The sequence below is a fragment of the Burkholderia sp. ABCPW 14 genome, from assembly GCF_001523835.1.
GTDB classification, from domain to species: domain Bacteria; phylum Pseudomonadota; class Gammaproteobacteria; order Burkholderiales; family Burkholderiaceae; genus Burkholderia; species Burkholderia mayonis.
On sequence record NZ_LOVS01000113.1, the window covers coordinates 84,976 to 101,877 of the forward strand.

A 16,902-nucleotide genomic window follows, 5' to 3' on the forward strand; every position below is an offset into this window, starting at 1 on the left:
CATCCGCATCTCGTCGTATTGATTCGCCGATTCGCATGCGCCGCCGTGATTGCAGGCGATCCGCCATCCCCGGTTCCGATCGCGTGCTCGCCGTTGCACGCACTCGTCCGGTCGCGCGTTGCCGGCCCGCGCCTGACACGCCCGCTCCGTTGAAACGCGCCCGGCCGATACGGCTCGCCCTCCCGCTTGCCGTGTCCCGACCGTTCCGCCGCAGCGCGTGATTGCGCCGCCACCGCACGCTGCGCGTTGGCGGCTTCGACAACGCGCTCGCCGTCGCCGGCATGTCGGTCCTGCCCCATTTGATTGCCGCTCCCACGCCGTGCCTTCGCCGATTAAAGTGAACGACCGTGCTTTTATCGATGCGCTAAAACGGCAAATCCTCTACAATCGCCGACGCTCGACGCCCTGCGCGGCGTCCCGGCCACGACGATCCAGACCACGCCGCCTCGCGCGGCCAACGCGCCCATCGCGCGAGGAACCGCCAACTCATGAAAGTCATCAGCTCGATCCAGGAACTGCGCGACCAACTGCGCGGCCAGAACCGCATCGCGTTCGTGCCGACGATGGGCAACCTGCACGAGGGACACCTGTCGCTGATGCGGCTCGCGCGCCAGCACGGCGATCCCGTCGTCGCGAGCATCTTCGTGAACCGGCTCCAGTTCGGTCCGAATGAGGACTTCGACAAATATCCGCGCACGCTGCAGGACGACATCGAGAAGCTGCAGAAGGAAAACGTCTACGTGCTGTTCGCGCCGACCGAGCGCGACATGTATCCTGAGCCGCAGGAATATCGCGTGCAGCCGCCGCACGATCTCGGCGACATCCTCGAAGGCGAGTTCCGCCCGGGCTTCTTCACCGGCGTGTGCACGGTCGTCACGAAGCTGATGTCGTGCGTGCAGCCGCGCGTCGCCGTGTTCGGCAAGAAGGACTACCAGCAGTTGATGATCGTGCGCCGGATGTGCCAGCAGCTCGCAATACCCGTCGACATCATCGCGGCCGAAACCGTGCGCGACGCCGACGGCCTCGCGCTGTCGTCGCGCAACCGCTATCTGAGCCCGGCCGAGCGCGCGGAGGCGCCCGAGCTCGCGAAGACGCTCGCGCGGGTGCGCGACGCGGTGCAGGGCGGCGAGCGCGACCTCGCGGCAATCGAGCAGCGCGCGGTCGACAGCCTCGCCGCGCGCGGCTGGAAGCCCGACTACGTGTCGATCCGCAGGCGCGCGAACCTCGTCGCGCCGAGCGCGGCCGAAACCGAGGCGGGCGAGCCGCTCGTCGTGCTCGCGGCCGTGAAGCTCGGCGCCACGCGCCTCATCGACAATCTGGAAATCTGACGGCCGGCCACGAAGCCGACTGCTCATCGTCTGGTAGCACCAAGGGAGCCATCATGCAGCGCCACATGCTGAAATCGAAGATTCACCGCGCGGCGGTCACGCACTGCGAGCTGCATTACGAAGGCTCGTGCGCGATCGACGAGGACTTGCTCGAAGCCGCGAACATCGTCGAGAACGAGCGGATCGACATCTGGAACATCAACAACGGCGAGCGCTTCTCGACGTACGCGATCAAGGGCGAGCGCGGCAGCGGGATGATCTCGCTGAACGGCTCGGCCGCGCGCCGCGCGCAATTGGGCGACCTCGTGATCATCGCCGCGTTCGCGATGATCGACGAGGAAGAGCTGAAGGCGGGCTGGAAGCCGGATCTCGTGTTCGTCGGCGACGACAACAAGATCAAGGGCAGCCGCGACCACGTGCCGACGCAGAACTGGACCTGAACGGCGTTCGGCCGGCCGCTCGAGTCAATGCCTCGCCGCGAACCTGCGAGGCCCCGAAACCGCCGACGCCGCCCCAAACCGCCCCAAAACCGCCGGCTCCCGCGAGCCAATCGGCCGGCAGCGCACCGGCCGGCGCGCTATTTCTGCGCCCATTCGACGATCGGCAGCCACTGCTCGAGATCCTTCTCCACGCGGCTTTTCGCGACGTCCCACAGCGTGAGGCCGTGCGCGGCGAGCTGCACGTAGTTCTGCGTGTCGCGCAGATAGCCGAGCACCGGCAGATCGAGCCCCTCGACGAAGCGGTGCAATTGCTCGGCCGAGCGCGTGCGCGCGTCGACCCGCATCCCGACGATTCCCACTTCGATCGCGCCCTTCTTCACCGCCTTCTCGCTCGCGAGGCGCTGGAGGAATTGCTGGGTCGCGAGGATATCGAACATCGACGGCTGCAGCGGCACGATCACCTTGTCGGCGAACTCGAGCGCGACGTTCATCCGATTGCCGTGCAGGCCGGCGGGCGTGTCGACGATCGCGTATTCGAGGCCGCGCGGCGGCTTCGACGGCGAATCGGGATCGAGCGCCCAGGTCTCGATCGCGGGCAGCGCGGCCGCCCGCAGGTCGAGCCACGCATGCGCGGACTGCTGCCGGTCGAGATCGGCGAGCGCGACCCACGCGCCCTGCGCCGAAAAATACCCAGCCAGATTGGTGGACAGCGTGCTCTTGCCGACGCCGCCCTTCGGATTCGCCACCACGATCACCGTCATGAATTCCCCCGAAGAAGCCGCGCGGCGCGACGCCTGGCACAGGCGACGCGCCGCGAAAGATGCGGATACAGGGTGCGATGATATCGGCAAATGCGCTTGCACCGAAACAGGGGCGACCGCGCATTGGGCGAACGGACGATGGCCCGGCCGCGGTCGAACGCCGCAGCCGGGCCGTCGCGGCGGCCGCGACGCCGCTTATGCGGCCTTGCCGACGAGGCCGCGCGCGCCGCCCAGCGCGAACGCGCCGGCGCCGAGCAGCGCCTGGACGACGAGCGTGACCGCCCAGAACGCCGGATATTCCCAGCCACCATGCGGCGCGGCGAAGCTCCAGCCGTTCGGGACGTGCGTCATCGTCGCGCCGAGCATGAACGGCAGCAGCACGAGCGACGCGAGCCGCACCTGCACGCCCGTCAGGAGGGCGAGGCCGCCGACGATCTCGACGACCGTCGTCACGTACGCGAGCCAGCCCGGCAGGCCGATCGACGCGAAGAACTGTGCGGTGCCGGGCAGCGTGAACACGAACACCTTCTGCGCGACGTGCGCGAGGTACAGCACGCCGAGCGCGACGCGCAGCAATGCAGCGCCGATGTCGTTCATACGGTTCGAATCCATGTTGGGGTTTCCTTTTTGTCGAAGTTTGGATGGAACGAACTTTATTCGAACCGTTTTCGCTGAAAAACAGCCGCCTTAACTTAAATTAATTCTCAAAAGGAATTAATCGCCGATAAAACGAGGCGGGCCGGAGGGGGCGACCGAGGCCGTTGTGCCTTGTGCCTTGTGCCTTGTGCCGTCCGTCTCTCGTTGCCCGTCGTCCATCGCTCGCAGAACACCAAGCACCGAGCGCACGCGCGGCCTCGCCGTCGGCCGACAAATGCAAGGGAATGCGTTCGAAGCCCCGAAACGAGTGAACATGGGTGGCGTCGAGCCGGCCGGGTCCTTTCGCGTCGCGCCTCGGCACTGGCCGGCCAGCCGGCACCGAACCAGCGCGCGACCAAATCACCGAACCACCGCCGCCCACGGCCCCCACGCACGCGCTCGACGTACGCAGGCCAGCCCCGAACTTCGAGCGACGACGACGCCCGTCAGGCGAACGCCGCAAACACGCGATCGAGATCGAGATGCTCGGCGAGCGTATCGGCGAGCCGCTCGAGCGACGCCTCGCGCAGCGCCGGATAGTCGACCGGCTCCGCGCCGCCGAGCCCCGCCCATTCGAGGAGCGCCGCGCAGGCGTGAGGCGTGTCGAAGAGGCCGTGCAGATAGGTCGCGAGCATCTGCCCGTCCGCCGACACCGCGCCGTCCGGCCGCTCGCCGCCCGGCCCCGCGAGCCGCAGCGCGGGCGACGCGAGCGCCGGCCCGCGCGTCTGCCCCATGTGGATCTCGTAGCCCGATACGCGCGCGCCGTCCGCGAACGCGAGCCGCCCCGTCACGTTGACGAGCGTCTTGTCCGGCATCAGCGTCGTCACGTAGTCGAACAGATCCAGACCCGCGCTCGTCGCGCCCGCCGCGCCTTCGACGCCATGCGGATCGTCGAGCGCGCGGCCGAGCATCTGCATGCCGCCGCAGATCCCGATCACTTTGCCGCCGTAGCGCAGATGACGCTTGATCAGCGCATCCCAGCCCGCGTCGCGCAGCCACGCGAGATCGGCGAGCACGTTCTTCGAGCCGGGCAGGATCAGCAAATCGGCGTCGGGCACGGGCCCGCTCTTCCAGTACGTGAAATCGACGCGCGGATGAACGCGCAGCGCGTCGAAATCGGTGTGGTTGCTGATCCGCGGCAGCGCGGGCACGACGACCCGCAGCACGCCCGCGTCGCGCCGCGAAGCCGACGTGCGCGCGCGCGCGGGCAGCATGTCCTCCGCGTCGAGCGCGAGCCCGTGCAGATACGGCAGCACGCCGAGCACGGGCTTGCCCGTGTGTTGCTCGAGCCAGCGCAGCCCCGGCTCGAGCAGCGCGGGATCGCCGCGAAAGCGGTTGATCACGAAGCCGCGGATGCGCGCGCGCTCACTGTCCGACAGGCACGCGAGCGTGCCGACGAGATGCGCGAACACGCCGCCGCGATCGATGTCCGCGACGAGCACGACCGGGCAGTCCACCGCTTCCGCGAACCCCATGTTCGCGATGTCGCCTTCGCGCAGGTTGATCTCGGCGGGACTGCCCGCGCCCTCGACGATCACCGCATCGTACGCGCCGCGCAGCCGGCCGTACGATTCGAGCACCGCCCGCATCGCGGTAGGCTTGTAGTCGTGATAGGCGCGCGCGTTCAGGTTCGCGCGCGTCTTGCCGTGGATGATCACCTGCGCGCCGCGGTCGCCCGTCGGCTTCAGCAGCACGGGATTCAGATCGGTGTGCGCGTCGATGCCGGCCGCGAGCGCCTGCAGCGCCTGCGCGCGGCCGATCTCGCCGCCGTCCGCCGTCACCGCGCTGTTGAGCGCCATGTTCTGCGGCTTGAACGGCGCGACGCGCACGCCCGCGCGGCGCGCGAGCCGGCACAGGCCCGCGACGAGCGTGCTCTTGCCCGCATCGGACGTCGTGCCCTGGATCATCAGCGTGCCGCGCGCAAGCGCGGCGTTGGCGTTGGCGTTGGCGTTGGCGTTGGCGTTGGCGTTGGCGTTGGCGTTGGCGTTGGCAGTCATCGTGGATTCGAAATGCGCGACGCGCGGCGCGCGACAAAGACAAATGGCGAAGGCCGCATTATCGCGCGGCCCGTTACAATCATGCGATGACTCCGCGCGACCTCACCTTCGTTCTCGGCGGCGCGCGCCCGGGCAAGAGCGCGCACGCCGAACGGCTCGCCGCCGCCGGCGGCCGACCCGTCACCTACATCGCCACCGCGCGCGTCGCCGACGACGAATTCGCCGAGCGCGTCGCGCACCATCGCGCGCGCCGGCCCGTCGGCTGGGCGCTCGTCGAGGCGCCCGTCGAGCTCGCGCGCGCGATCATGCAGCTCGACGAGCCGAACGCGTGCGTGCTCGTCGATTGCCTGACGCTCTGGCTCACGAACCTGCTCTGCCCGGCCGACGGCCAAGGCGTCGACGACGCACTGTGCGACGCGCGCGTCGCCGAGCTCGAGGCGGCGCTGCGCGCGACGCGCGCGCAGGTGATCGTCGTCAGCAACGAGATCGGCTTCGGCGTCGTGCCGCTTGGCGCGGATACGCGCCGCTTCGTCGATACGCTCGGCCGCGTCAACCAGCGCATCGCGGCGCTCGCGACGCGCGTCACGCTGTGCGTGGCCGGGCTGCCCGTCACGGTGAAGCACGAAGGCGATCCGCGATGCTGATGCTGTCCCTGCCCGCCGTCGCCTTCCTCGCGGTCGCCGGCTGCGTCGTCGACAAGCTCGTCGGCGAGCCACGCGCCGCGCATCCGCTCGTCGGCTTCGGCCGGCTCGCCGCGCACGTCGAACGCCTCCTCAACACCGGCCGACGCGGCCGGCTCGCCGGCCTCGCCGCATGGCTCGCCGTCGTCGCGCCGCCCGTCGCGCTCGCCGCATGGCTCGTCGCGACGCTGCCGTGGCCGCTCGCCGCCGCGCTGCATGTCGCGCTGCTGTGGTTCGCACTCGGCGCGAGAAGCCTCGCCGAACACATCGCGCCGATCGCCGCCGCATTGCTGCGGCGCGATCTCGCGGCCGCGCGCGCGTTGACGTCGCGCATCGTTTCGCGCGACACGAGCGCCGCCGACGAAGCCGCGCTGTCGCGCGCAGCGGTCGAATCGGCGCTCGAGAACGGTAACGACGCGATCTTCGGCGCGCTGTTCTGGTTCGCGGTCGCGGGCGGCCCGGGCGCGCTGCTGTTCAGGCTCGCGAACACGCTCGACGCGATGTGGGGTTACCGGACGCCGCGCTTCGCGCGCTTCGGCTGGGCGGCCGCGCGCATCGACGACGCGCTCAACTGGGCGCCCGCGCGCCTCACCGCGGCAAGCTATGCGCTCCTCGGCGACACCGCGAACGCATGGCGCTGCTGGCGCGCGCAGGCGCGCCACTGGGACAGCCCGAACGCCGGCCCCGTGATGGCGGCGGGCGCCGGCAGCCTGAACGTCGTGATCGGCGGCCCCGCCGTCTATCACGGCGAAATCGAGGCGCGCCCGGTGCTCGGCGCGGGCGAGCCCGCAGCGCCCAGGCACGTCGCGGCGGCGCTGTCGCTCGTCGCGCGCACGATGATTCTCTGGCTCGCGCTGCTGATCGCCGGCGCCGCCCTCACGATCGCCACGCATCATGGCTGACGCACCGATAATCGCGCACGGCGGCAATCTGCACGAAGCCGCGCTCCGTTACGGCATCCCGCGCGACGCATGGCTCGACCTGTCGACGGGCATCAATCCGCAAGGCTATCCGGTGCCGCCCGTGCCCGCCGACGCATGGCGCCGGCTGCCCGAGGACGACGGCGTGCTCGCCGGGCACGCGGCGCGCTACTACGGCGCGCCGAGCGCCGCGCACGTGCTGCCCGTCGCGGGCAGCCAGGCGGCGATCCGCGCGCTGCCCGCGCTGTTCGAGCGCGGCACGGTCGGCGTCGCGCCGCTCGCGTACAGCGAGTACGCGCCCGCGTTCGCGCGCCACGGCCATGCGATTGCGTCGCTCGACTACGGCAGCCACGCGCTGCCCGCATCGCTCACATACGCGATCGTCGCGAATCCGAACAACCCGACCGCCGAGCGCGTCGACCGTGCGCGACTGCTGCGATGGCACGCGCAGCTCGCCGCGCGCGGCGGCGCACTCGTCGTCGACGAGGCGTTCGCGGACGCCGACGCGCCCGCGAGCACGTCGCTCGCCGCCGAAACGAACCGCGACGGCCTCGTCGTGCTGCGCTCGGTCGGCAAGTTCTTCGGGCTCGCGGGCGTGCGCGCGGGCTTCGCGCTCGCCGCGCCCGCGCTGCTGAAGCGGCTGCGCGACACGCTCGGCGCGTGGACCGTCAGCGGCCCGGCGCGTCATGCGGTGCTCGCCGCGTTCGCCGACGAAGCATGGCAGCAAGCGACGCGCGAGCGGCTCGCGCGCGACGGCGCGCGCGTGGCCGCGTTGCTGCGCGCGAACGGCTTCGTCACGCACGCGACGCCGCTCTTCGGCTGGACCGCCGATCCGCGCGCGCACGCGCTGCACGAAGCGCTCGCCGCACGCGGCATCTGGACCCGCTACTTCGCACACGCGCCGAGCGTGCGGATCGGGCTGCCCGCTCATGAAGAAGAATGGCGACAGCTCGAACATGCGCTCGCTGAGTGCGTACCGATGCTTTCCGCTTGACGGGCGACATGACGAGACCGCCGGGATCGATGAAATTGACAAGATCGACAACATCGACGAGATCGACGAGATCGAGGCCGATGCGCGCCGCCCTCTTTCGTCTTGCCGCTGCCTGCGCCTGCGCGCTTCCGTTCGCCGCCGCGTGCGCGAGCATCGCCGTCACCGACGACGCGGGCCACACGATCACGCTCGCCGCGCCCGCGCAGCGTGTCGTGAGCCTGGCGCCGCACGTGACCGAGCTGATCTATGCGGCGGGCGGCGGCGCGAGGCTCGTCGGCGCGGTGTCGTACAGCGATTACCCGCCCGCCGCGAAGGCGATTTCGCGCGTCGGCTCGAACAAGGCGCTCGATCTCGAACGGATCGCGGCGCTCAAGCCCGACCTGATCGTCGTCTGGCGCCACGGCAACGCCGAGCGCGAGACCGAGCGGCTGCGCGCGCTCGGCATCCCGCTCTACTTCAGCGAGCCGCGGCATCTCGACGACGTCGCGGCGTCGCTCGACAAGCTGGGCATGCTGTTCGGCACGCGCGACATCGCGTCGGCGGCGGCCAACGCGTACCGGCAGCGGATCGCGCAGCTTCGCGCGCGCTACGCGGACAAGCCGCCCGTCACCGTGTTCTTCCAGGCATGGGACAAGCCGCTCATCACGCTGAACGGCGATCACATCGTCAGCGACGTGATCGCGCTGTGCGGCGGGCGCAACGTGTTTGCGCAATTGCAGCCGATCGCGCCGTCCGTCACCGACGAGGCGGTGCTCGCAGCCAACCCGGAAGCGATCGTGACGACGGCCGCCGGCGCAACCGCGACGCGCGATTCACTGCCCGACTTCGCACGCTGGCGCGCATGGCCGAAGATGACGGCGGTCGCGCGCGGCAATCTCTTCGCGATCGACGGCGATCTGCTGACGCGGCCCGCGCCGCGCATCGCGCAAGGGGCCGAAGCGCTGTGCCGGGATCTCGACGTCGCGCGGTCTCGGCGGCCGAAGCCGTGAAGCGGCGTCTTGCCTCCGTCGCATTGACAATGCCGCGAGATGCGCGGGCGCATCGCTCGTCTTCGACGGGAGCGTCCGGAGCCTGTCCGCGCACGCCGGCGTTCGATCGACTTCGGTCAGGAACCGGTCGGACGCCCACGCGCCGCGGCATGCCGCGCACATCGCTCGATCCCGCCCGAAGGCGATTCGGCAGTTCGCCGTAACGCTCATCGATTCGAACGGGCCCGGATTCGAAGCACCCACGCTTCGTGCGCGCACGGCATCTCGCGATCTTCGTCGTTCGAACGCGCGTCATGCAACGACGCGCGCCAGCGCACCTTCATGCAAGCGTCGCCTCGAACGCGCGGAATCGCCGTCGAATCACGCGTCCCAATGAACGAGCCGCCAGCCGCCCGCATCGCCGCCGCGTCGGAGCCACACGATGCCGCCCATCGCGATCGGCCGCGCGAGCATCGTTTCGAGCGACGCGTCGAGCGCATGCGCCGCCAGCGCGCGCATCACGCCCGCATGCGTGACGACCCAGCCCGCCCGCCCCGAAGCAGCGAACGCCGCAAGCGCCGGCCGCACGCGCGCGACGAACTGCGCGGCGCTCTCCCCGCCGTGCTCGCGCGCATGCATCAGATCGGCGCTCCATCGATCGAGCGCGTCACGGCCGATCGCCTCCCAGCGCTTCAGCTCCCACGCGCCGAAATCGATCTCGCGCAAGCGCGAATCGCATTCGAGCGTTGCGCCCGCCTCGCGCGCGAGCACGCGCGCGACGTCCGCGCAGCGCGCGAGCGGACTCGACCACACGTGGCGCGCAATGCCCGCGTCGAGCGCGCGGACCCGGCGCAGCACGTCGGCCGCGCCCATCGCCGCGTCGGCCGCGAGCGGCACGTCGCTGCTGCCGTAGCAGACGCCCGCTTCGACGGCGACGGCCGGATGGCGAATCAGGACGAGATCCATCCGAGCATCACCAGATAGATCGCGAGCTCGAACACCTGCTGCGCGAAGCCGAGGCAATCGCCGGTGTAGCCGCCGATGCGCCTGTCGAGATAACGCGCGATGCACGCGCGCAGCGCGAGCGTCACCGCAAGCGCGAGCGCGCCCGCGCGCCAGTCCGGCCAGAACAGCCACGGCAGGCCGAACGCGGCCGCGAACATCAACGCGCTCGCGCTCATTCGATGGGCGACCGGCTGCGCCTTGCCTTCGGCGCGCGCGTAGTCGAGCGTGACGAGCAAGCTCGCGGCGAGCGTGCGGCTCGCCGCATGCGCGGCGATCATCGTCCAGGCGGCCCGCATCGGCGGCATCGCGGCGAGCGTCTGCCACTTCAGCGCAAGCGCGACGACGAGCGCCGCCGCGCCGAACGTGCCGATTCGCGAATCGCGCATGATCCGCAGCACGTCGTCGCGCGTGTAGCCGCCGCCGAATGCGTCGCAACTGTCGGCGAGGCCGTCCTCGTGCAGCGCGCCCGTCGCGACGAGCGTCGCCGCGATCGACAGCAGCGCCGCGACGCCCGTCGGCCACACGCGCGACGCGGCGAGATGCACGGCCGCCGCGAGCGCGCCGACGCACACGCCGACGAGCGGAAAATAACGCGCCGCGTGCGCGAGATCGACGGCGGCGCCGCTGATCGCGCGCGGCACCGGCACGCGCGTGAAGTACCCGAGCGCGACGACGAAGTAGCGCAGTTCGGCGAGCGGATTCATCGCGCGTCACGCATCCCGGTTCGCGACGCCCGCCGACTCGAAGCTCGCCATTTCGTTGACGAACGCGGCCGCCGCACGCACGAGCGGCAGCGCGAGCGCGGCGCCCGTGCCTTCGCCGAGACGCAGGTCGAGCGCAAGGAGCGGCTCGCCGCCGAAATGATCGAGCATGCGCCGATGCCCCGCTTCGTTCGACACGTGCGAGAACACGCAGTAGTCGCGTACCGCAGGCGCAAGCGCATCGGCGACGAGGAGCGCCGACGTCGCGATGAAGCCGTCGACGAGAATCGTCATCCGCGCGCGCGCCGCTTCGATGAACGCGCCCGCCATCATCGCGATCTCGAAGCCGCCGAACGTCGCGAGCACGTCGAGCGGCTCGATCGCGTCGGCGTGGCGCGCGAGCGCGCGTTCGAGCACCGCGCGCTTGTGCGCGAGCCCCGCGTCGTCGAGGCCCGTGCCGCGCCCGACGCATGCGTCGAGCGGCACGTTCAGCAGGCGGCTCATCACGCACGCGGCGGGCGACGTGTTCGCGATCCCCATCTCGCCGAAGCCGATCACGTTGGTGCCGAGCGCCGCGTGATGCCGCACGCGTGCGGCGCCCGCGGCGAGCGCGGCGAACGCTTCGTCGCGCGACATCGCGCGCTCGTGCGCGAAGTTGCGCGTGCCGCGCGCGATCGCCGCGCCGACGATCAGCGGCGACTCGGGCAACGGCGACGCGACGCCCGCATCGACGATCTCGAGCGTCAGGCCCGCGACGCCCGAAAACGCGTTGATCGCCGCGCCGCCCGCAACGAAGTTCGCGACCATCTGCGCGGTCACCGCCTGCGGATACGGGCTCACGCCTTCGGCGGCGATCCCGTGGTCGCCCGCGAACACGATCATCGCGGGACGCACGATGCTCGGCGCGGTCGTGCGCTGGATCAGGCCGAGCCGCAGCGCGAGCGCTTCGAGACGGCCGAGACTGCCGGGCGGCTTCGTCTTGTGATCGATGATGCGTGCGAGCGTCGCGCGCAGTTCGGCGTCGTCGAGCGGGTCGACGTGCGGCAGGGAGAAGGTGGAGGTCATCGGTTCGTCTTGTGAATGGAAAAGGTCGCGTGATGCACGTCGATCAGGTGATGCGGTTGCGGCCGCCGCGCGCGTCGGGCCACGCGGGCACGAGCGCCTCGTGGCCGTCGCGCTCGATCAGCACGAGCGGATAGCCGAACGCGCGGCTCGCGAACTCGGGCGTCAGCACGTCGCGCACCGGGCCCGCGTGCGCGGCGCCGTCGCCGTCGAGCAGCAGCGCGTGCGTCGCGAAACGGCGCGCGAGATTCAGGTCGTGGCACGAGAAGATCGCCGTGCGCTCGCCCGCGCGCAGCCAGTCGGCAAGCGCGGCGAGGCAGTCGATCTGATGATGCAGGTCCAGGTGCGCGAGCGGCTCGTCGAGCAGCAGCAGCGGCGCATCCTGGCACAGCGCGGCGGCAAGCGCGACGCGCTGCCGCTCGCCGCCCGACAGCGACAGCACGTCGCGCGCGGCAAACGATTCGAGTCCGAGCCGCTCGAGCGCCGCGTGCGCGGCAGCGCGATCGTCGGGACGCTCCCAGCCCCAGCCGGTCAAATGCGGGAAGCGGCCGAGCAGCACCGTGTCGAACACGCTCGCGCTGAACGCATCGTGCAGCGTCTGCGCCATCAGCGCGCGTCGCCGCGCGAGCGCTTCGGGCCGCCAATCGGCGAGCGGCGCGCCGTCTGCCTCGACGTGTCCGGCCGCGGGCTTCGCGAGCCCCGCGAGCGTCGTGATCAGCGTCGTCTTGCCCGCGCCGTTCGGCCCGGCGATGCACCACAGCTCGTCCGGATAGAACGTGTGCGTGAAATCGTCGAGCAGCGTGCGCGCGCCCGCCTTCAGCGCGAGACGCCGCGTGCCGTAGCGGGCGGAGCGCGCCGTCGGCGCGCCGTGCGTCGTCATCGCGAAGCCCTCCGCAGCAGCATCCACAGGAAGAGCGGCACGCCGATCAGCGCAGTCATCACGCCGACCGGCAACTGCGCGGGCGCGATCGCCGTGCGCGCGAGCAAGTCCGCGGCCATCACGCCGGCGCCGCCCGCGAGCATCGTCGCGGGCAATAGCATCCGCTGATCGTTGCCGAACGCGAGCCGCAGCGCATGCGGCACGACGAGGCCGACGAAGCCGATCGTGCCCGCCGTCGTGACGGCCGCGGCCGCCGCGAGCGACGCGATCAGATAGATGCGCAGCCGCAACCGCGCGACCGGCACGCCGAGCGCGGCCGCCGCCGCGTCGCCGCGCAGCAGCACGTTCAATTGCGGCGCGGCCGGCAATGCGGCGAGCGCGGCGACGACGAGCGCCGCCAGCGCGAACCACGGCGACGCCGCGCCGCTCAAGTCGCCCGACAGCCAGAACAGAATGCCGCGCAGCCGCTCCTCGGGCGCGATCGACAGCATCAGCGTGATCAGCGCGAACCACCCTGCCGATACCACGACGCCCGTGAGCAGCAGCCGCGGCGACGCGTCGCGCGGCTCGCCGCGCCACAGCTCGCGGCGCGCGAGCCCGAGCACGAACGCGATTGACACGAGCGCGCCGGCGAACGATGCCGCATCGACGAGCCACCACGCGCCGCCCGCGATCATCGCGACGAGCGCGAACGCGGCCGCGCCGCCCGACACGCCGAGCACGTACGGCTCGGCGAGCGGATTGCGCAGCAGCACCTGCAGCAGCGCGCCCGCGAGCGCGAGGAGCGCGCCGCAGCCGAAGCCGGCGAGCGCGCGCGGCAGCCTCAGCGTGCGGACGATGTCGGCCGCGAGCGGATCGGCGCTCGCGCGATGAACGAGCGCCGCGAGCGCGTCGAGCGGCGTCATCGGCACGCTGCCGAGCGTGAGCGACGCGACGAACGCCGTGCACGCGACGAGCGCGAGCGCGGCCCAGATCGCGGCTGCGCGCGCCGCGTGCATGCCGGCGCCGCGCGCATCGGCTCTCATGTCGCCTCCCGCGCGCGAAGGCACGACCGCCGCGAACGGCCCAGACTGCGCCGACGCCGCGACCGGCCGTCAGCGCTGCTGCCAGCCGAGCGTGACATAGGCGCCGCGGCGCGGCGTGTTGTACGCATATGCAAGCTCGTAGTCCTTGTCGAACAGATTGTCGATGCGCGCGCTCACGTACCACGACTTCGTGATGTCGTAGCGCGCCGACAGATTGACGATCCCGTATCCGCCGAGGCGGTTGCCGTAATCGTCGCGCGGTCCGCTCACGAGCCATTCCCCGCCGACGCGCCAGCCGCCGAACGGGCGATTCGCCGAGACCGACGCGAAGCGCCGCGCGCGCCGGTTCAGATCCTGGCCGGCGGTTTCGTCGGTCGGGTTCTGCAGCGTCGCCGCGACCCGCACGTCGGTCTTGCCGACATGCCCCTGCCACGAACCCTCGACGCCCTGCACTTTCGCGCGGCCGACGTTCTGCGCGACATAGTAGGGCCCGCTCGCGGCGGGCCGATAGTCGATCAGGTTCGTGTAGCGCGTCTGGAACGCAGTGACGCGCACGACGCCCACCGCATCCGACGCATACTGCACGGCCGCCTCGATCGAATGGCTGCGCTCGGGCCGGATCGACGGATTGCCTGCGTTCGGATAGTACAGATCGTTGAAGCTCGGCGCGCGAAACGCGCTCGAATAGCTCGCGGACACCTTCCAGCGCTCGGTGACGTCGAGCCCGTAGCCGAGATAGTAGCTGTTCGCGCCGCCGAAATCGGAGTACTGGTCGCGGCGCACGTTCGCCTGGAACTGGCTGTCGCCGATGCGCCCGGTATAGCCGAGCCAGCCGGAATTCACGTGGCGCTCGGGTGCGGCGAACACGTTCGATCCGAACGACTGGTCGAGCCGCTCGTAGCCCGCCTGGATCTTGTGGCCGCGCGCGATCGTGAAATCGTTCTGCCACGTGTACTGGCGGTTGTCGGTGTCGAAGTGGTCGGTGTACGCGCCGTTCAGCGCCGACTGGCTGCGGTCCTTGCCGCTCGACACGTTCACGCGCGTCGTCCACCAGCCGGTGAGCTGGCCGTTCGCGAACGCGGACACCTGCTGGACCCGGCTGTACAGATCGTTCAGATCGGTCGGCAAGCCAAATGCGTCGTCGAAGCTGTTCTTGCCGTTCGCCTGGAAGTACGTGACGCCCGCATCCCACTTGTCGCTGAACGCGTGCCTGAGCGAAGCGGACGCGCTCTCGTTCAGATAGCCGTTCGCGTTCGGATTCGCCTGCGGCTTGAGCGCGGGATCGAGCGACGAGAATCCATCGGTCTTCAAGCGCGCGAGCGACACGCTGAACGTCGTCTTTCCATCCTGGCCGAGCCGGCCCGACACGCCTGCGCTCTGCATCTGCGCGTGATAGCTGCCGTAGCTCGCCGAGAAATCGAAGCGCGGCGGATGATTGCCGCCGCGCTTCGTGAACACCTGCACGACGCCGCCGATGGCACCGGACCCATACAGCGACGACACGTTGCCGTTCACCACTTCGACGCGCTCGATCTGGTCGAGCGGCAACTGGCTGATCTGCGCCTGCCCGAGGCTCGCCGAATCGACACGCACGCCGTCGATAAGCACGAGCGATTGCGTCGGCTGTGCGCCGCGCAGAAAGAGGCTTGCGCTTGCGCCCGGCCCGCCGTTGCGCACGATCTGCGCGCCGGGCGCGAGCGCGAGCAGGCCGGGCAGATCGGTCGCGCCGCTGTCGGCAATGTCCTGCGCATCGAAGAGCGTCGTTTGCGGGATCGCGTCGGCGAGCGTCTGCGGCCCGCGCTGCGCGGTGACGACGATCGGCGCGAGCTGCGCGGCGAAAGCCGATGCGGAAGAAGCAGAAGACGCGGAAGCCGAGGGCGACGCAGGCAAGACGGAAGAAGCGGACGAAGAAAACGGAGAAGACAACGAAGACGCAAGGGACGCGTCGCCTTGCGCGAGCGCGACGCACGGCAGCCCGGACAGAGCGGCGAGCGCTGCGCGGGCGAGAGGGATTTGCATGAAGGCATCCTGTTGAGCCACTGCGGGGCCCGCTTCCCCGCAGGCCCCGCATCACGGAGACGGGCTCGCCCGTCTCCCCGCCTTGGCCGGTATCCGGGCTGACGACGTCACCGCCTCGCCTTCCCGCGCGCGAAGCGCAGTGGCACAGTGTCGGCGGCCGGCCGAGGAGGCCGGGCCGACGCATCGAGAGTGCGGCTTGCATCGGAACCGATGCGATCGCTTACCGTTGCGGGGGCAGCGCAGGTTGGCTCGGTCCTGGCGGACGTCGCGCCCTGCTTCCCGTTTAACCGCGCGCGAAGCGCGCGAGCACCGAGGCGGCGCCAGTTTAGGAGCGCGCGCGCGGCAGCGTCAAGGAAACGCGACGACGCAGCGCAAGAAACCTCGCCGCGCATGCCGATAAACAGATCGCCATCAACGAACGGCGAAGACGATTTCGCGGCGAGAAGCGGGGGTGTTACGTCTAGAAACGTTACAGATATCGGAATGTCGCTTATTCCGCGCTAAAATGTTCGGTCTTTAGAGGACGCAGCAGATGCTCAACGAACTCGAAACCCTATCTCAAAACATTGGCCGCCTGATCGCGCTGAATCAACGCCATCAAGCGGAACGGCTCGCGCTCGAGGAGCAGGTCGCGCAATTGCGCACGGAAGCGGAAACGCTGCGCGCGGAACTCGAGCAACTACGCGACGAGCGCAACGCGCTCGCGGCGGAACGCGACACGCTGTCGGCGAAGATCGACGACGCGCAGGTGAAGCTCAACGCAATCCTTGAAAAATTGCCGCGCACGAAAAGTGTGCCGGATGCGGAAAACCAGCTCGACCTGCTCGCGCCGCACGCGAGCGAGGAAGGCGAAGGCACGACGGGCCACGGAGAACATGCATGAGCGCCAAGCAGATCGAAGTGTCGATTCTCGGCCAGGCGTATCGTCTCGCCTGCTCGCCCGAAACCGAAGCGGCGCTCCTCGAAGCGGTCGCGCGCGTCGACGCGGAAATGTCGAAGATCCGCGCGAACAGCTCGGTGCGCGGCACCGATCGCATCGCCGTGATGGCAGCGCTGTCGCTCGCGTCGGAGTTGCTGAGGCTGCAACAGAGCGTGCGTCACGGAGAAGCGTTCCCTGCGGAAGAAATCCGGCGTACAATGCGCCAAATGAATGAACAACTCGGTGCAGTGCTCGCACAGCACGAGGTGCAGTAAGCAAGTTTCACCGGGTTCGGCCCATGCTTGATCCATCGTGGTCAAGCTGCTGAATTCAAAGGTGATTCGAACAGTTAAGTCAGCTTCCCTGCCTGGTTCGCCAAGGTCATATATTCCTTGAACCAATGCCATGTGCACGGTTGCGGAAATTTGTAGCACGGGCGCGCGCGTCACTCTGTCTGATGTACCCGAAGTGCTGCTAACTGCGACCAATTCTGAACCTCAGGTTCAGGATGCCGGCCTAGCGGCTAAGGCGGGGGCCTATTCGACGGCATCGGGCAAGCCCCGATGC

Annotated in this window: 16 protein-coding genes, 1 other RNA gene, 1 pseudogene and 1 riboswitch; of the genes and pseudogenes, 9 read left to right on the forward strand and 9 right to left on the reverse strand. The window is 70.0% G+C overall.

Annotated elements, in window-relative coordinates:
• Positions 1–488: 488 nt before the first annotated feature.
• The gene (panC, locus tag WS62_RS17925; RefSeq protein ID WP_066573346.1) at positions 489–1,328 is read left to right on the forward strand and encodes a pantoate--beta-alanine ligase; all 840 of its coding nucleotides are present in this window, start codon (positions 489–491) and stop codon (positions 1,326–1,328) included.
• Between the two features lie 53 nt (positions 1,329–1,381).
• Positions 1,382–1,768, forward strand: a complete 387-nt coding sequence (gene panD, locus WS62_RS17930) for an aspartate 1-decarboxylase (protein ID WP_059469203.1) — start codon at positions 1,382–1,384, stop codon at positions 1,766–1,768.
• A 137-nt stretch (positions 1,769–1,905) separates the two neighbouring features.
• On the opposite strand, the gene WS62_RS17935 is transcribed toward panD, so the two are convergent.
• From WS62_RS17935 to WS62_RS17945, 3 genes and pseudogenes are all read right to left on the reverse strand, one after another.
• Positions 1,906–2,529 (reverse strand): ParA family protein, encoded by a 624-nt coding sequence (locus WS62_RS17935; RefSeq protein WP_066573348.1) that lies wholly within the window; start codon positions 2,527–2,529, stop codon positions 1,906–1,908.
• Positions 2,530–2,724: 195 nt separating this feature from the next.
• Positions 2,725–3,141, reverse strand: coding sequence for a DoxX family protein (locus WS62_RS17940; RefSeq protein WP_066573351.1), 417 nt, complete (start codon positions 3,139–3,141; stop codon positions 2,725–2,727).
• A 470-nt stretch (positions 3,142–3,611) separates the two neighbouring features.
• A pseudogene (locus WS62_RS17945) lies at positions 3,612–5,221 on the reverse strand (cobyric acid synthase).
• A 27-nt stretch (positions 5,222–5,248) separates the two neighbouring features.
• On the opposite strand from WS62_RS17945, the gene cobU reads away from it, so the two are divergent.
• From cobU to WS62_RS17965, 4 genes are all read left to right on the forward strand, one after another.
• Positions 5,249–5,806: a bifunctional adenosylcobinamide kinase/adenosylcobinamide-phosphate guanylyltransferase gene (gene cobU / locus WS62_RS17950; protein ID WP_066573356.1), complete on the forward strand. Its 558-nt coding sequence runs from the start codon at positions 5,249–5,251 to the stop codon at positions 5,804–5,806.
• On the forward strand, positions 5,800–6,744 hold the full coding sequence (gene cbiB / locus WS62_RS17955) for an adenosylcobinamide-phosphate synthase CbiB (RefSeq protein WP_066573359.1): 945 nt from the start codon (positions 5,800–5,802) through the stop codon (positions 6,742–6,744). Before cobU ends, cbiB begins: the two co-directional genes overlap by 7 nt.
• Positions 6,737–7,756 (forward strand): threonine-phosphate decarboxylase CobD, encoded by a 1,020-nt coding sequence (cobD, locus tag WS62_RS17960; protein WP_066573362.1) that lies wholly within the window; start codon positions 6,737–6,739, stop codon positions 7,754–7,756. The genes cbiB and cobD overlap by 8 nt, the downstream gene beginning before the upstream one ends.
• Before the next feature lie 80 nt (positions 7,757–7,836).
• Positions 7,837–8,745, forward strand: coding sequence for a cobalamin-binding protein (locus WS62_RS17965; protein WP_066573363.1), 909 nt, complete (start codon positions 7,837–7,839; stop codon positions 8,743–8,745).
• A gap of 360 nt (positions 8,746–9,105) precedes the next feature.
• Here WS62_RS17965 and cobC read toward each other — a convergent pair whose 3' ends face one another.
• From cobC to WS62_RS17995, 6 genes are all read right to left on the reverse strand, one after another.
• The gene (gene cobC / locus WS62_RS17970) at positions 9,106–9,690 is read right to left on the reverse strand and encodes an alpha-ribazole phosphatase (RefSeq protein WP_066573365.1); all 585 of its coding nucleotides are present in this window, start codon (positions 9,688–9,690) and stop codon (positions 9,106–9,108) included.
• Entirely contained in the window at positions 9,675–10,433 is a 759-nt protein-coding gene (locus WS62_RS17975) for an adenosylcobinamide-GDP ribazoletransferase (protein ID WP_066573366.1), read from the reverse strand. The genes cobC and WS62_RS17975 overlap by 16 nt, the downstream gene beginning before the upstream one ends.
• Positions 10,434–10,439: 6 nt before the next feature.
• Positions 10,440–11,495, reverse strand: a complete 1,056-nt coding sequence (gene cobT / locus WS62_RS17980; protein WP_066573368.1) for a nicotinate-nucleotide--dimethylbenzimidazole phosphoribosyltransferase — start codon at positions 11,493–11,495, stop codon at positions 10,440–10,442.
• A 43-nt stretch (positions 11,496–11,538) separates the two neighbouring features.
• Positions 11,539–12,372 carry an ABC transporter ATP-binding protein gene (locus tag WS62_RS17985; RefSeq protein ID WP_066573370.1) on the reverse strand — a complete coding sequence of 278 codons (834 nt, stop codon included), beginning with the start codon at positions 12,370–12,372 and terminating at the stop codon, positions 11,539–11,541.
• On the reverse strand, positions 12,369–13,370 hold the full coding sequence (locus tag WS62_RS17990) for a FecCD family ABC transporter permease (RefSeq protein WP_066573428.1): 1,002 nt from the start codon (positions 13,368–13,370) through the stop codon (positions 12,369–12,371). The genes WS62_RS17985 and WS62_RS17990 overlap by 4 nt, the downstream gene beginning before the upstream one ends.
• 96 nt (positions 13,371–13,466) lie before the next feature.
• Positions 13,467–15,416, reverse strand: coding sequence for a TonB-dependent receptor domain-containing protein (locus WS62_RS17995; RefSeq protein WP_066573377.1), 1,950 nt, complete (start codon positions 15,414–15,416; stop codon positions 13,467–13,469).
• A gap of 67 nt (positions 15,417–15,483) precedes the next feature.
• A riboswitch (cobalamin riboswitch) is annotated at positions 15,484–15,745 on the reverse strand.
• A 203-nt stretch (positions 15,746–15,948) separates the two neighbouring features.
• On the opposite strand from WS62_RS17995, the gene WS62_RS18000 reads away from it, so the two are divergent.
• The 3 genes from WS62_RS18000 (at position 15,949) to ssrS (ending at position 16,874) form a co-directional block, all read left to right on the forward strand.
• Complete coding sequence (locus WS62_RS18000; RefSeq protein WP_066573380.1) at positions 15,949–16,299, forward strand: ATPase; 351 nt, start codon at positions 15,949–15,951, stop codon at positions 16,297–16,299.
• Positions 16,296–16,610 carry a cell division protein ZapA gene (locus tag WS62_RS18005; protein ID WP_059469217.1) on the forward strand — a complete coding sequence of 105 codons (315 nt, stop codon included), beginning with the start codon at positions 16,296–16,298 and terminating at the stop codon, positions 16,608–16,610. The genes WS62_RS18000 and WS62_RS18005 overlap by 4 nt, the downstream gene beginning before the upstream one ends.
• Positions 16,611–16,692: 82 nt before the next feature.
• Positions 16,693–16,874, forward strand: a non-coding RNA gene (gene ssrS, locus WS62_RS18010) — 6S RNA.
• Positions 16,875–16,902 lie beyond the last annotated feature (28 nt).

Coding starts and splice junctions, on each gene's coding strand:
- panC (WP_066573346.1), top strand. CDS start 489: ATGAAAGTCATCAGCTCGATCCAGGAACTGCGCGACCAACTGCGCGGC.
- panD (WP_059469203.1), top strand. CDS start 1,382: ATGCAGCGCCACATGCTGAAATCGAAGATTCACCGCGCGGCGGTCACG.
- WS62_RS17935 (WP_066573348.1), bottom strand. CDS start 2,529: ATGACGGTGATCGTGGTGGCGAATCCGAAGGGCGGCGTCGGCAAGAGC.
- WS62_RS17940 (WP_066573351.1), bottom strand. CDS start 3,141: ATGGATTCGAACCGTATGAACGACATCGGCGCTGCATTGCTGCGCGTC.
- cobU (WP_066573356.1), top strand. CDS start 5,249: ATGACTCCGCGCGACCTCACCTTCGTTCTCGGCGGCGCGCGCCCGGGC.
- cbiB (WP_066573359.1), top strand. CDS start 5,800: ATGCTGATGCTGTCCCTGCCCGCCGTCGCCTTCCTCGCGGTCGCCGGC.
- cobD (WP_066573362.1), top strand. CDS start 6,737: ATGGCTGACGCACCGATAATCGCGCACGGCGGCAATCTGCACGAAGCC.
- WS62_RS17965 (WP_066573363.1), top strand. CDS start 7,837: ATGCGCGCCGCCCTCTTTCGTCTTGCCGCTGCCTGCGCCTGCGCGCTT.
- cobC (WP_066573365.1), bottom strand. CDS start 9,690: ATGGATCTCGTCCTGATTCGCCATCCGGCCGTCGCCGTCGAAGCGGGC.
- WS62_RS17975 (WP_066573366.1), bottom strand. CDS start 10,433: ATGAATCCGCTCGCCGAACTGCGCTACTTCGTCGTCGCGCTCGGGTAC.
- cobT (WP_066573368.1), bottom strand. CDS start 11,495: ATGACCTCCACCTTCTCCCTGCCGCACGTCGACCCGCTCGACGACGCC.
- WS62_RS17985 (WP_066573370.1), bottom strand. CDS start 12,372: ATGACGACGCACGGCGCGCCGACGGCGCGCTCCGCCCGCTACGGCACG.
- WS62_RS17990 (WP_066573428.1), bottom strand. CDS start 13,370: ATGCACGCGGCGCGCGCAGCCGCGATCTGGGCCGCGCTCGCGCTCGTC.
- WS62_RS17995 (WP_066573377.1), bottom strand. CDS start 15,416: ATGCAAATCCCTCTCGCCCGCGCAGCGCTCGCCGCTCTGTCCGGGCTG.
- WS62_RS18000 (WP_066573380.1), top strand. CDS start 15,949: ATGCTCAACGAACTCGAAACCCTATCTCAAAACATTGGCCGCCTGATC.
- WS62_RS18005 (WP_059469217.1), top strand. CDS start 16,296: ATGAGCGCCAAGCAGATCGAAGTGTCGATTCTCGGCCAGGCGTATCGT.